This window comes from Nonomuraea sp. NPDC003804 (genome assembly GCF_040610675.1).
Lineage (GTDB): Bacteria > Actinomycetota > Actinomycetes > Streptosporangiales > Streptosporangiaceae > Nonomuraea.
On record NZ_JBEXMT010000017.1, the window covers coordinates 156409 to 169556 of the forward strand.

Here is a 13148-nt window from a genome sequence, read left to right on the forward strand (position 1 = left end):
ACGCACGGACGGCACGGACGGCACGGACGGCACGGACGGCACGGACGGCACGGACGGCACGGACGGCACGGACGGCACGGACGGCACGGACGGCACGGACGGCACGGTCGCCGTGGGCCAGGCGGTCGACGTCGCGCCCGTCGGCGTGCGGGCGGACGGCTGCGTCTACTCGGTGTTGAGCGCCGAGGTGACGTGGCGGCCGCCTCACGTGCTGGAGCCCGCGGGCCACGGCCTGCTGACCGGCGCCGGGGCCGGCACCGCCGAGGTCGTCGTCAGGACAGGCGAACTGCAGGTGACCGAGCGGGTCACGGTCGTCGACGGCGCGCCCGACGCGCTGCTCGACGTCACCGTCGTCGTCCCGGTGGACACCCCTGCCGACTCACCCGTCTACTTCTCCGGCCTGGTCACCACCCAGGTCGCGCCCGGCGTCCACCACGGCGCGTGGCGGCTGCCCCGCGGCGTCGGCCTCAACGGCACCGTCGGCCGCGGCTGGCGCCGCGACGGGTTGGGCGCCGACGGCCTGCCCATCCGAACCCCCCTACGGCACGACGGTGACCGGCGCGTGTGGGTGCGCGTCGCGGGCTGGAGCGATCCCGCCCAGGTCGATCCGCACGCCGGATCCTGAGGAGAACCCCGATGCGTACCCTTCCCATCCTCACCGCCCTCCTGCTGTCCGGATGCGCTCTGGCCGGCTGCGCGCAGGACGAACGCGCGGCCGAGCACAAGCCCGCGGCCACACCGACACTGACCGTGTGGGCCGACGACGACAGGGCCGCCCCGCTGACGCGGATCGCCGCCCGGTTCGAGCAGGACCGCGGCGTCAAGGTCAAGATCGTGCAGAAGGCGATGGGGAACCTGCGTGACGACTTCGTCTCGCAGGCGCCCTCGGGCCAGGGGCCTGACGTGATCGTCGGCCCGCACGACTGGCTGGGCAAGCTCGTCCAGAACGGCGTCGTCAGCCCGCTCGACCTCTCAGCCAAGGCCTCGCTCTTCTCGAAGGTGGCGCTGGACGGCATGACCTACCAGGGGCAGACCTACGGCCTGCCGTACGCGGTCGAGAGCGTGGCGGTCCTGCGCAACAACACGCTGGTCCCCGTCGCCCCCCGGACCTTCGACGAGCTGGTGGCCAAGGGGGAGGCGCTGGTGGCCGCGGGGAGGGCCGTCCACCCCGTCGGCCTGCCCGTCGATCCGAAGGCGGGCTCGCCGTTCCACCTCTACGCCCTGCAGACCTCCTTCGGCTCGCGCGTCTTCGGTGAGGGCGGCGACCTGGAGATCGACAACGCGGGCGGGCTGCGGTTCGCCGCGTACCTGCGGAAGCTGGCCCAGCGGAAGGCGGTGTCCACCTCGCTGACCGGGGACATCGCGACCAGCGCCTTCCTCAAGGGTGAGACGCCCTTCCTGGTCACGGGGCCGTGGGACGCGCCGGCCGTCGTCAAGGCGGGCGTGCCGTTCTCGGTGGATGCCCTGCCTCCGGCGGGAGACGAGCCGGCCAGGCCGTTCGTGGGCGTGCAGGGGTTCTACATCAGCGCCAAGAGCGCCAACCCGATCCTGGCCAACGACCTGCTCCTCAACTACCTGGCCACGCCGGAGGCGCAGAAGGCGCTGCACGCGGCGGGAGGGCGCCCGCCCGCGATGACGTCGGTGCGCGACGAGCTCGCGGGCGACCTGGTCATGACGGGGTTCGCCAAGGCCGCCGCCGAAGGCGTGCCCACGCCCAACGTCCCCCAGATGGACGCGGTGTGGGCCGACTGGGGGCTGTCCCAGCTGGCGATCATCGCTGGCGAGGGCGACCCAGCGGAGCTGACCAGGAAGGCCGGGGACAAGATCCGCGCCAAGATCGGCTACTCGTGAAGCGCGCGCTGAGGCTGCTGCCGCTCGCGGTCGCTGACGCGCTGGCCCTGTACGGGCTGGTGGCGCTCGGCTCGCAACGGTCGTGGTGGATGTTCGCGGGCCTGCTGGCGGGGACGGCGGCGATCAACCGGATCTACCTGAGCAGGCGGGCCGTGCCCGCCAAGTACCTGGCGCCCGGCGTCGTGCTGCTTCTCGTGTACCAGGTGTACGTGGTCCTCTACACCGGCTACGCGGCGTTCACGAACTACGGCGACGGCCACAACGGGAGCAAGGCGGACGCGGTCGCGGCGATCCTGGCCGGCAGCGAGGTGAAGGTGGCAGGGGCCGTGCCGTACCCGATCAGGGTGATGGAGCGGGACGGGCGCCTCGGGCTCCTGGTGCAGGGCCGGCCGGCGGCCGGATGGCGGCCGCTGACGTACGGCGAGATCGTCGCCAGGCAGGCGGAGATCACGGCGCTGCGCGAGCCGGCGGACGGCGGCACGCTCAAGACCGCCGACGGCATGACGGCCACGCTGTACCGGGCCACGCTCACCTACGACGCGGCCACCGGGAGCATCACCGACGGGACCACCGTGTACCGCGACACGGGGCGCGGCGCGTTCACCGCCGCCGACGGGCGCGCCCTGAGCCCCGGCTGGAAGGTCTTCGTCGGCCATGAGAACTTCACCCGCGTGCTGACCGACTCCGGGATCAGGGGGCCGTTCCTGGAGGTGCTCGCCTGGACGTTCGTCTTCGCGATCCTGTCGGTGGCGCTCAGTTTCGGCCTCGGGCTCGCGCTCGCGCTGCTCCTGGACGGGCACCGGATCTACCGCTCGCTGCTGATCTTCCCCTACGCCTTCCCCGCGTTCATGGCGGCGCTGCTCTGGCAGGGGCTCCTCAACACCGACCACGGCTTCGTCAACGACGTGCTGCTCGGCGGCGCCCGCGTCCCCTGGCTGTCCGACCCGTGGCTGGCCAAGCTGAGCGTGCTGCTGGTGAACGTATGGATCGCCTTCCCCTACATGTTCCTCATCTGCACCGGCGCCCTGCAGGCGATCCCGCCCACGCTGTCGGAGGCCGCGCAGATGGACGGGGCGGGGCCGTGGCGGGTGCTGCGGACGATCAAGCTGCCGTTGCTGCTGGCATCGACCGCTCCCGTGCTGGTGGCGACGTTCGCCTTCAACTTCAACAACTTCAACGTGATCTACATGCTCACCGGCGGCGGGCCGAGGGACGCGAACGCGCCGGTCGACGTGGGATCGACCGACCTGCTGATCTCGCTGGTGTACAAGCTGGCCTTCGGCGGCGCCTCCAGGAACTACGGCCTGGCGTGCGCGGTCTCCATCGTGATCTTCATGGTGATCGCCGCCGTCTCGCTGGCCGGGTTCCGCAGGGCACGGCGGCTGGAGGCGGCATGAGAGCGTGGAGGCATCTGGCCGGGCTGCCGGCCGTGGCGGTCGCGCTGTTCCCGCTGGTGTTCGTGGTCGCGGCCTCGCTCAACCCCAGCGGCACGCTGACCGGGTCGAACGACCTGTTCGCGGCGGTGACGTGGGATCACTACGCCACGCTGTTCACCGACGAGCTGCATCCCTTCCCCCGCTGGTTCGCCAACTCCATGGCGATCGGGCTGATCACGGCGGCGGGGTCGGTGTTCCTCGGGGCGTGCGCCGCCTACGCGTTCTCGCGCTTCCGGTTCAGGGGGCGCAGGGCGGGGCTCCTCGGGCTGGTGTTCATCCAGCTGTTCCCCCAGGTCCTGGCCTATGTCGCGATCTTCCTGCTGCTGTCGGCCGTCAAGGAGGTGTTCCCGCCGCTCGGCCTCGGGAGCAGGCTCGGCCTGGTCATGGTCTACCTCGGAGGCGCGCTCGGCGTGAACACGTACCTGATGAAGGGCTTCTTCGACTCGGTGCCCAAGGACCTGGACGACTCGGCGCAGATCGACGGCGCCTCCCACGCCCAGGTCTTCTTCCTGGTCCTGCTGCCGCTGGTGCGGCCCATCCTGGTCGTCGTGGCGCTGTTCTCGTTCGTGGCGACCATGAACGACTTCGTGATCGCCGGCCTGGTGCTGACCGACCCCGACCAGCAGACGCTCGCCGTCGGCCTCTACCAGCTCGTCTCCTACCAGCTGGGGCAGAGCTGGGGCGTCTTCTCGGCCGGCGCGCTGATCGGGGCACTGCCGGTGCTGGTCCTCTTCCAGTTCCTGCAGCGCTTCATCACCGGCGGCCTCACCGCCGGGGCGGTCAAGACCTGACCCCGAGGCCGTCGGGGGAAGGGCACGCCCATGGCTTCTGCCGCGCCGCCGTGACCCCCGTCGGCGCGTACGCCGGCCCACGGTCCTCGATGCCCGGGTGCGGATGGAGGACGGCCGGCTCCGCCTGCGGATCGATGTCGGTTGAGGGCGCGCGGCAGCTTCCGCTCACCGGAAGCGGGTGCGTGCGGTCAGGCGGCCGGCGCCCTAGCGTCGTGGCTGTGAACGAGGTCTACGTCGTCGACGCGGTCCGCACGCCCATCGGCAAGTACGGCGGCGCGCTGTCCGGCGTCCGCCCCGACGACCTGGCGGCGCACGTCGTCAGGGAGCTGCTGGCCCGCTCCCCCGCCCTCGACCCGGCCGCGATCGCCGACGTCGTGTTCGGCAACGCCAACGGCGCGGGAGAGGACAACCGCAACGTGGCCCGCATGGCCGTCCTGCTGGCGGGCCTGCCGGTCGGGGTGCCGGGCGCGACGGTGAACCGGCTGTGCGGCTCGGGCATGGAGGCGGTGATCCAGGCCTACCGCGCCATCGCGCTCGGTGAGGCGTCGGTGGTGGTGGCGGGCGGTGTGGAGTCGATGAGCCGCGCCCCCTGGGTGCTGCCCAAGCCGTCGCGGGCCTTTCCCGCGGGCAACCAGGAGCTGGTCTCCACCACGCTCGGCTGGCGCCTGGTCAACCCGCGCATGGCGCCCGAATGGACCGTGCCGCTCGGGGAGGGCGCCGAGCTGATCGCCGACAAGCACGGGATCACCAGGGCGGCCCAGGACGCCTACGCGCTGGCCAGCCACCGGAAGGCGGCGCGGGCCGACTTCACGCGGGAGCTCGTGCCCGTCGGCGACGTGACACGCGACGAGTCGATCCGCGACGACACCTCGATGGAGGCGCTGGCCAGGCTGAAGCCCGCCTTCCGGCACGACGGCACGGTCACGGCGGGCAACTCCTCGCCGCTCAACGACGGCGCGGCCGCCCTGCTGCTGTGCGATCGGCAGGGGCTGGCCCGTGTCGGCCGGGAACCGCTGGCCAGGATCACCGGGAGCGCGGTCAGCGCGATCGAACCCCAGTACTTCGGCCTGGCGCCGGTCGAGGCGATGCGGAAGGCGCTGCGCGGCCGCGAGCCGTCCGTCGTCGAACTGAACGAGGCGTTCGCCGCCCAGGTGCTCGGCTGCCTGGCCGAGCTGCCCGAGCTGGACCCCGAGGTCGTCAATCCGCGCGGCGGCGCCATCGCCGTCGGCCACCCGCTGGGCGCCTCAGGCGCGAGGGTCACCGGCGCGGTCGCGCACCAGCTGGCCGCCGCGGGATCGGGCATCGGCCTCGCCGCCCTGTGCATCGGCGTCGGCCAGGGCCTGGCCGTCGTCCTGGAACGCTGAGGAGCCCCCATGACGCAAGAGCAGATCTCCGCGGAGATCGCCGAACTGCACGAGGCGTATCTCAAGGAGGGCGCCGAGCTGCACCACGCCGCCCGCGACTTCGCCCCCTACCGCAGCAGCGCCCTGCGCCATCCTCGGCAGCCGCTGGTCGTGGTCGACGACCCCGAAGCCGCCGAGCTGGCCGGGCCGGTCTTCGGCGCCACCGACGTGACCGCGCTGGACGCCGACCTGACCCGCCAGCACCGCGGCGAGCCGCTCGGCGAGCGCATCACCATCACCGGGCGGGTGCTGGACCGGGCCGGCCGTCCCGTGCGCGGCCAGCTCGTCGAGGTGTGGCAGGCCAACGCCTCGGGCCGCTACGCGCACCAGCGCGACGACCATCCGGCCCCGCTGGACCCCAACTTCACCGGCGTGGGCCGCTGCCTGACCGACGACGAGGGCCGGTACGCGTTCACCACGATCAAGCCGGGCGCCTACCCGTGGCGCAACCACGTCAACGCGTGGCGGCCGGCGCACATCCACTTCTCGGTGTTCGGCACGGCCTTCACCCAGCGCCTGATCACCCAGATGTACTTCCCCGGCGACCCGCTGTTCCCCTACGACCCGATCTTCAACTCGGTGCTCGACGAGCGGGCGCGCCGGCGGCTGATCGCCGCCTACGACCACGACCTGTCGGTGCCGGAGTGGTCGCTCGGCTACCGGTGGGACATCGTGCTCGACGGTCCCTCTGCCACCTGGACGGAGTCATGACGCATCCCACGCCCTCGCAGACCGTCGGCCCCTTCTACGGCTACGCGCTGCCGTTCGCCGGCGGCGGCGACCTGGCGAGCGGCGGCATCGTCGTCCACGGGCACGTGTACGACGGCGCGGGCGAGCCGGTGCCCGACGCGCTGCTGGAGTTCTGGCAGGCCGACCCCGCGGGCGGGTTGCGCGGCGCGCCGGGCACGCTGCGCCGCGATCCGGTCACCGGGGCGATCGTCGGCAGGCACGGGCTCGACTTCACCGGCTTCGGCCGGGTCGCCACCGACGCCGACGGCCACTGGATGCTGCGCACGCTGGTTCCCGGCCTGCCGTACATCTCGGTGTGCGTCTTCGCGCGCGGGCTCGGCCACCACCTGTACACCCGCGCCTACCTGCGCTTCGATGAGACTGACCGGTTGCTGGCCGGGCTCGGACCGCAGCGGCGGCAGACGCTGCTGGCGCGGGAGGAGCGGCAGGGGGTCTACGTGTTCGACGTGCGGCTGCAGGGCGAGCGGGAGACGGTGTTCCTTGACTTCCGCTGATCGGGGGCTGCTGTCGGCGGGTCGCGCGGGCTCGCCCGCCGAGGCGGCGACGGGGGACGAGGCGGTGCTGCGGGCGATGCTCGACGCCGAGGCGGCCTTGGCCCGCGCGTGGGCGTCGGTGCTGCCCGCCGTCCCCGCCGAGGCGGCCCGCGCGGTGACCGAGGCGGCCCGCGCCGGCCGGTTCGACCTGGACGCGCTCGTCCTGCGGGCCCGCGAAGGCGGCAACCCGGTGATCCCGCTGGTCGCCGACCTGAGATCGGCGGCCGGTTCGCAGGGCGCGCCGTACGTGCACCTCGGCGCGACGAGCCAGGACATCATGGACACCGCGCTCATGCTCGTCGCCCACCGGGCGCTGGAGCACGTGCTCGCCGACCTGTCCCGTACGGCTGCCGCGCTTGCCACGCTGGCCGCCGAGCACCGCGCCACGCCGATGCCCGGCCGCACGCTCACCCAGCACGCGGTGCCGACGACGTTCGGGCTGAAGGCGGCGGGCTGGCGCGCGCTCGCGCTGGACGCCGCCGACCGCCTGCGGGCCGTCCGCGCCGGGCTGCCCGCCCAGCTCGGCGGCGCGGCCGGGACCATGGCCGCCTTCCACGCCCACGCGCTGGCCCTGTCCCCCTCCGCGTCCCCCGCCGCGTCCGTCTCCGCGCCGCCCGCCGGTGACGTCGGGATGGCGCTGGCCGCGGCCTTCGCCGAGGAGGTCGGGCTGGCCGAGCCGGCGCTGCCGTGGCACGTGCTGCGCACGCCCGTCGCCGACCTGGGCGGCGCCCTGGCCTTCACCGCCGGCGCGCTCGGCAAGCTCGCCGCGGACGTGCTGGTCCTGTCGCGCACCGAGATCGGCGAAGTGTCGGAGGGGGCGGGCGGCGGCTCGTCGGCCATGCCGCACAAGTACAACCCGGTGCGCGCCACCTGGATCGCCGCCGCCGCCCGCCAGGCGCCACCGCTGGCGGCCGTCCTGTACGGCTCGCTGGCCGCCGAGGACGAACGGCCGGCCGGCGCCTGGCACGCCGAGTGGCAGCCGCTGCGCGAGCTGCTGCGCGTCGTCGGCGGGGCCGCGCGCGACGCCGCCGAGCTGGCCGAGGGCCTGCGCGTCCACCCCGAGCGCATGCGCGCCGATCTGGAGGCGACCGGCGGCCGCATCCTCTCCGAGCGCGTCGCCGCCATGGCCGGCATGGCCGGCAGGGAGCCGGCCGAGGGCCAGGACCCGCGGCAGGTGGCCGACCCCGACCTGCTCGATCCGGCGACCTATCTGGGCTCGGCGCCCGAACTCGTCGACAGGGCGCTGCGCCGTACCGCCATGCCACCGGCACCGGAGACCTCGTGACACTGCCGCCCCACCGGCTCGACGGCCCCGCGGCCGGACATCCGATCATCCTCGGTCCCTCGCTCGGCACGTCGCTGCGCGTCTGGGAGCCCCAGGTGGCCGCCCTCGCCCGCCGCCATCGCGTCCTGCGCTTCGACCTTCCCGGTCACGGCGCCGGCGAGCCCGCCAGGGTGGACGGCGTCGCGGGGCTGGCCGACCTCGTCCTGCGGCTGGCCGACCACCACGGCTGGGACCGCTTCCACTACGCGGGCATCTCGCTCGGCGGCGCGATCGGCGCCCACCTGGCCCTCCACCACCCCGGCAGGGTGACGACGCTGAGCATGGTCTGCTCGTCGGCCAGGTTCGGCGAGCCCGGCGGCTGGCGGGAGCGGGCGGCCCTGGTGCGGGAGCACGGCACCGCTGCCCTGCTGGAGGGCGCGGCGGCCCGCTGGTTCGCCGGCCCGCCCGTCCGCGCGCTTCTCGACGACCTGGCCGCGACCGACCCCGAGTCGTACGCCGCCTGCTGCGACGCGCTGGCCGGCTACGACCTGCGGCCCGAGCTGGCGCGGATCGCCGTGCCGGTCCTGGTCATCGCCGGGCGCGCCGATCCGGCGACCCCGCCCGCGCACGCCAGGGAACTGGCCGACGGACTGCCCGACGCCACCCTGGTCGAGCTGCCGCGCGCCGCTCACCTGGCCAACCTCGACCGTCCCGAGGCCGTCACCGCCGCCCTGGAGGCCCACCTGGGCAGGGCGAGCGGCATGGAGGTACGGCGGGCCGTACTCGGCGACGAGCACGTCGAGCGGGCCATCGCCCGCACCACCCCGTTCACCCGCGACTTCCAGGACCTCATCACCCGGTACGCGTGGGGCGAGATCTGGACCAGGCCGGGGCTGGACCTGCGCACCCGCAGCTGCGTCACGCTCACCGCGCTGGTGGCCCGCGGCCACACCGAGGAGCTGGCGCTGCACGTGCGGGGCGCGCTGCGCAACGGGCTCACGCCGGACGAGATCGGCGAGGTGCTGCTGCAGAGCGCCGTCTACTGCGGTGTGCCCGCGGCCAACGCCGCCTTCGCCGTCGCCCAGCGCGTCCTTCAGGAGGAGGGCCGGTAGCCCAGCTGCCTGAGCACCGCCTCGAAGTAGGCCTTGATGTCGGCCGTGCTCTCGGTGTCGGGACGGGAGCCGAGGTGCTGCAGGATCGAGCCGTTCAGCACCTGCTGCAGGACGCCGAGATCGGTGCCGGGCGGCAGCTCTCCGCGCTCGAGCGCCGCGGCCAGTACGGCGTGCTCGGCCGCCGCCCTCCGCGCGCCGTTCTGATCGCGGTAGGCCCGCAGCAGCTCGGGGTAGTCGTCGGCGGCGCCGTACAGGCGGCGCAGCATCCTGCGGTTGCGGGGCTCGCCGAGGTAGCGCGCCCAGTCGGTGAGCATCGCCTCGACGCTCGGCCAGTCGATCGCGCCCGGCTCGTGGTCCCTGTGCACCGACTCGATCGCCTGGACCAGCAGCGCGGTCTTGTCGGCGAACCTGCGGTAGACCGTGGCCCTGGTCACCCCCGCCCGCTGGGCGACCTGCTCGATGCTGGTCAGGCTGGCGCCGCACTCGATGAGCAGGTCGAGCGCGGCGGCGAGGATGGCCGCGTCGACCTCCTGGCTGCGCGGCCGTCCCGGTGCTCTCACCACTGTTCCGCCCTGGCGGCGGAGCAGAGGGTCAGGGTCACGGTGTCTACCTCCTCGGGCCGGTTGCCGCAAGGGTCGCGCGGCCCTCGGTTCCGGCCCTCCTCACACGGGTGTCACGCCCGCCGTTTCTGTCGGAGACGATCTCTATGGTTCCCACCCATGACGCAGGACATGGGAACCAGCTCCACCGCCTGGGCCGAGATCCGCGACCTCATCGACGCGGGCAACGCGGACGCGCTCGTCCGGCGCCTGCTCGCGCTCGACGGCGGCGAGCGCAAGCGGGTCGCCGGCGAGCTGCGCGGCCACATCGCGGTCATGCGCGCCCGCAGCGAGGCCAAGGACGAGGCGCGCTGGTCCAGCGACGTCTGGGACGACACGGTCGAGCCGTGGGAGAGGTGGCCCGACCTGGTGCGGCTGGCGGGGGCCGGCACGCTCAGCGCCGTCTCCGCGGTGGCGTCGTGGCTGACCAGGCGCGACCTGACGCGCCGGCGGCCGTTCTCCGGCCGTGTGGTGTCGGCCGACCCGGCTCCCCTGCTCCGCCTGCTCGGCGAGCGGCCCGCCACGTGGCAGGCCGACCTCGCCGTACGGCTGGCGGCCGGGCTGAGCGGCCCGCAGGACGTCGCCGCCCCGCTCGCGCTGGCGCTGCTGCGGAGCACGGGAGCGCCGCCGCCCGAGCACGATCCGCTGGTCGTCGCCTGGGTGTCGGAAGGGGTGCGGCCGCGGGCCGATCCGCTGTGGCCGGCGCTGCTGCCCCGGATGTTCGAGGCCGAAGGGGTCGGCAGGGTGCTGCGGCACGAGCGGATCGAACCGCTGTCGCCGTGGCTGCGCCGGCTGCGCAGACCCGACGACAGGCAGGTGCTGCTCGACGGGTGCGTGCGCCGCTTCCTGCGCGGCGGCACCGCCCAGGACCTGCGCTTCTTCGTCCGCCTGCACGAGCTGCTCGCCCCCGAGGAGGCGGAGGTGGCCGCGCGGGCCCGCGACTACCTGCGGCTGCTGCCCGCCGCGCCGGGGCCGGTCGCCGAGCTCGCGCTGCGTCACCTGCGGCGGCTGCCCCGGCACGAACCCGGCCACGTGGCCGAGGCCGTCGAGGGGCTGGTGTTCAGGGCCGAGGCCGGTCTCGCCCGCACCGGCCTGACCTGGCTGGACCAGAGCGTACGGCAGGGCGCCGTCGAGCCGGACGAGATCGCCGCAGCGCTCGGCACTGCCTTCCACCACAGCTCCTACGAGGTGCAGGGCCGCGCCGCCCAGCTCGCGCTCAAGCACGCCGGGCGGTTCGGGCCGCTGGGCGCCGAGCAGGTCAGGCAGGCGCTCCCGGCCCTGCCGCCCGCGCTGGGCCACCGGGTGGCGGCGGGCTTCGGCGCACCGGCCGCCGCCGAGGAACCGGCCACCGGCTGACCGCGCCCGGAAAGGCGGGCGACGTCTTCGAAGACGCTGGCCGACGAAGGAGGGCGACGCCTCCGAAGACGCGGCCGGAGGCACCGTGGGAGGCCGGTGACGCCTGCGAAGAGACGGCTGGAGGCGCCGTGGGGCGGGTGACGCCTGTGAAGAGGGCCGGCGGCGCTACGGGAGGCGGGCGACGGCGCCGAGCAGGCCCGGCTTGTCGAAGTCGGCCGCGACGCCGGGCCGCGAGGGACGCCAGGCGTCGATCGGCACCACACCGGGCTCCAACACGTCGAGGCCCGTGAAGAGGGCGCCGACCTGCTCGGTCGTGCGGGGCGTGATGGATCCGGGGGTGGCCGAGCGGTACACCGACCGGCCGTTCCTGATGGTCTCGCCCGTCAGGTCGCCCGCGTAGCTGTGCGACAGCGCCAGATGGCTGCCGGAGACCAGCGGGGCGTGCAGCCGGGCGACGATCTCGGCCGCCTCCTGGTCGCCGGGAACGAAGTGGAGGATGGCGAACAGCAGCACGGCCACCGGGCGGCTGAAGTCGATGTGGGCGCGGACCCAGGGGTCCTCGAGGATCGAGGCGGGATCGCGCAGGTCCGCCCGCACCACGATCGTCCGCGGGGTCTCGGCGAGCAGCGCCCTGGCGTGCACCAGCACGATCGGGTCGTTGTCGACGTAGACGATCCTGGAGTCGGGCGCGGCCTCCAGCGCGACCTCGTGGACGTTCTGCCTGGTCGGCAGCCCGGCGCCGATGTCGATGAACTGCCGCACACCCGCTGCGGCCAGCACGCGCACGACCCTGATGAGGAAGTCGCGGTTGTCGCGGGCGATCCGGGTGATGCTCGGCACGAGCTCGATGATCTTCTCGGCGGCTGCCCTGTCGGCGGGGAAGTTGTCCTTGCCGCCCAGGTAGTAGTCGTACATGCGAGCCACGCTCGGCGTGCTGGGATCGATCACCGCCGGCGGCTGTCCGTCGCGCTCCACGCCCTCGCCCTTCCTCTGTTGCTGAGGATCGTAACGGCACAGCAGCCCCGGAGAGATCGGCTTCAGGGACATTTCCTGATACCGGATGATCGGCCACGGGGCTGATCGCGCGCTACCGGCCGAGCGTCCTGACCGCGGGCGCCACCGGACAGCAGCTCACCGGCCCAGCGTCCTCACGCAGGGCACCACCTGACAGCGCCTCACCGGGCGAGCGCGTCCAGCAGCGTGGTGAGCGTCGGCCCGAGCGGGGCGTCGAGCCGTACCCGGGCGTCCGCGTCGCCCCTCGTCGGGCCCTGGTTGATGATCGCGACGGGGACGGCGTGCTCGACGGCCCGCCGGACGAACCGGTAGCCGGACATCACGGTCAGCGAGGAGCCGAGGACCAGCAGCAGACCCGCGCTCTCGGTCAGCTCGAAGCAGTCGGCGACGCGCGGTCGCGGCACGTTCTCGCCGAAGAAGATCACGTCCGGCTTGAGCACGCCGCCGCAGGCGGCACAGTCGACGATCGTGAACGAGTCGATGCGGTCGGCGGCGAGCACCGCGTCGCCGTCCGGGTTGATCGTGCCCGTCACGCCGTCGTCCCAGCCGGGGTTGGCCGTGCTCAGCCGTTGGTGAAGCCGCTCGCGCGGGGTGCGCTCGCCGCACGCCAGGCACCGCACGCGGTGGAGGCTGCCGTGCAACTCGACCACCTGGCTCGCGCCCGCGGCCTGGTGCAGGCCGTCGACGTTCTGCGTGATGATGCCGGTGACCAGCCCGCGGGCCTGCAGCGCGGCGACGGCGCGGTGACCCGCGTTGGAGGTCGCGTGAGCGATGTGCCGCCAGCCCACGTGGCTGCGGGCCCAGTAGCGCCGGCGGGCGGCGGCACTGCCGACGAACGTCTGGTAGGTCATCGGCTCGGCCTTGCGCGTCCGTCCCGTCTCGCCGCGGTAGTCGGGGATGCCCGACTCCGTGGACAGTCCCGCTCCGCTCAGGATCACGACGCCGCCGTCGCCGACCAGTTCGACCAGTCTGTCGAAGGAGCGGAGCGCCGACCCGTTCTGCACCACCTGCGTCACGCCTCCATAGTGCCCCACGCCGA

The 13148-nt window shown here is 73.8% G+C and carries 12 protein-coding genes and 1 pseudogene; 10 read left to right on the plus strand and 3 right to left on the minus strand.

What is annotated here, in order from left to right; translation table 11 throughout:
• The 9 genes and pseudogenes from ABZX22_RS23930 to pcaC form a co-directional block, all read left to right on the plus strand.
• Positions 1-625 (plus strand): annotated as a pseudogene (locus ABZX22_RS23930) (hypothetical protein); the annotation flags it as partial.
• Positions 626-636: 11 nt separating this feature from the next.
• Positions 637-1851 (plus strand): maltose ABC transporter substrate-binding protein, encoded by a 1215-nt coding sequence (locus tag ABZX22_RS23935; RefSeq protein WP_354912787.1) that lies wholly within the window; start codon positions 637-639, stop codon positions 1849-1851.
• Positions 1848-3248 (plus strand): ABC transporter permease subunit, encoded by a 1401-nt coding sequence (locus ABZX22_RS23940; RefSeq protein WP_354912789.1) that lies wholly within the window; start codon positions 1848-1850, stop codon positions 3246-3248. The genes ABZX22_RS23935 and ABZX22_RS23940 overlap by 4 nt, the downstream gene beginning before the upstream one ends.
• On the plus strand, positions 3245-4078 hold the full coding sequence (locus ABZX22_RS23945; protein WP_354912791.1) for an ABC transporter permease subunit: 834 nt from the start codon (positions 3245-3247) through the stop codon (positions 4076-4078). The genes ABZX22_RS23940 and ABZX22_RS23945 overlap by 4 nt, the downstream gene beginning before the upstream one ends.
• 218 nt (positions 4079-4296) lie before the next feature.
• Complete coding sequence (locus tag ABZX22_RS23950) at positions 4297-5442, plus strand: thiolase family protein (RefSeq protein ID WP_354912793.1); 1146 nt, start codon at positions 4297-4299, stop codon at positions 5440-5442.
• A gap of 9 nt (positions 5443-5451) precedes the next feature.
• A complete protein-coding gene (gene pcaH / locus ABZX22_RS23955) occupies positions 5452-6192 on the plus strand; it encodes a protocatechuate 3,4-dioxygenase subunit beta (protein ID WP_354912795.1) in 741 nt (246 codons plus the stop codon).
• Positions 6189-6725, plus strand: coding sequence for a protocatechuate 3,4-dioxygenase subunit alpha (gene pcaG, locus ABZX22_RS23960; RefSeq protein ID WP_354912796.1), 537 nt, complete (start codon positions 6189-6191; stop codon positions 6723-6725). The genes pcaH and pcaG overlap by 4 nt, the downstream gene beginning before the upstream one ends.
• The gene (gene pcaB, locus ABZX22_RS23965) at positions 6712-8049 is read left to right on the plus strand and encodes a 3-carboxy-cis,cis-muconate cycloisomerase (protein WP_354912798.1); all 1338 of its coding nucleotides are present in this window, start codon (positions 6712-6714) and stop codon (positions 8047-8049) included. Before pcaG ends, pcaB begins: the two co-directional genes overlap by 14 nt.
• Positions 8046-9140 carry a 4-carboxymuconolactone decarboxylase gene (pcaC, locus tag ABZX22_RS23970; protein ID WP_354912800.1) on the plus strand — a complete coding sequence of 365 codons (1095 nt, stop codon included), beginning with the start codon at positions 8046-8048 and terminating at the stop codon, positions 9138-9140. The genes pcaB and pcaC overlap by 4 nt, the downstream gene beginning before the upstream one ends.
• Here the strand turns inward: pcaC and ABZX22_RS23975 are convergent.
• Positions 9122-9700, minus strand: coding sequence for a TetR/AcrR family transcriptional regulator (locus ABZX22_RS23975; protein WP_354912801.1), 579 nt, complete (start codon positions 9698-9700; stop codon positions 9122-9124). The genes pcaC and ABZX22_RS23975 overlap by 19 nt on opposite strands.
• A 159-nt stretch (positions 9701-9859) precedes the next feature.
• Here ABZX22_RS23975 and ABZX22_RS23980 point away from each other — a divergent pair, with 159 nt between their 5' ends.
• Positions 9860-11095: a hypothetical protein gene (locus ABZX22_RS23980; RefSeq protein ID WP_354912803.1), complete on the plus strand. Its 1236-nt coding sequence runs from the start codon at positions 9860-9862 to the stop codon at positions 11093-11095.
• A gap of 165 nt (positions 11096-11260) precedes the next feature.
• On the opposite strand, the gene ABZX22_RS23985 is transcribed toward ABZX22_RS23980, so the two are convergent.
• Both ABZX22_RS23985 and ABZX22_RS23990 read right to left on the minus strand, forming a co-directional pair.
• Positions 11261-12070, minus strand: a complete 810-nt coding sequence (locus tag ABZX22_RS23985) for an SAM-dependent methyltransferase (RefSeq protein ID WP_354912805.1) — start codon at positions 12068-12070, stop codon at positions 11261-11263.
• A 200-nt stretch (positions 12071-12270) separates the two neighbouring features.
• Positions 12271-13125, minus strand: coding sequence for an NAD-dependent protein deacetylase (locus ABZX22_RS23990; protein ID WP_354912807.1), 855 nt, complete (start codon positions 13123-13125; stop codon positions 12271-12273).
• Between the last annotated feature and the right edge of the window lie 23 nt (positions 13126-13148).

Bases quoted from the DNA above. Each gene is read 5' to 3' on its own strand.
- ABZX22_RS23935 (WP_354912787.1), top strand. From the start codon at position 637: ATGCGTACCCTTCCCATCCTCACCGCCCTCCTGCTGTCCGGATGCGCT.
- ABZX22_RS23945 (WP_354912791.1), top strand. From the start codon at position 3,245: ATGAGAGCGTGGAGGCATCTGGCCGGGCTGCCGGCCGTGGCGGTCGCG.
- pcaH (WP_354912795.1), top strand. From the start codon at position 5,452: ATGACGCAAGAGCAGATCTCCGCGGAGATCGCCGAACTGCACGAGGCG.
- pcaG (WP_354912796.1), top strand. From the start codon at position 6,189: ATGACGCATCCCACGCCCTCGCAGACCGTCGGCCCCTTCTACGGCTAC.
- ABZX22_RS23980 (WP_354912803.1), top strand. From the start codon at position 9,860: ATGACGCAGGACATGGGAACCAGCTCCACCGCCTGGGCCGAGATCCGC.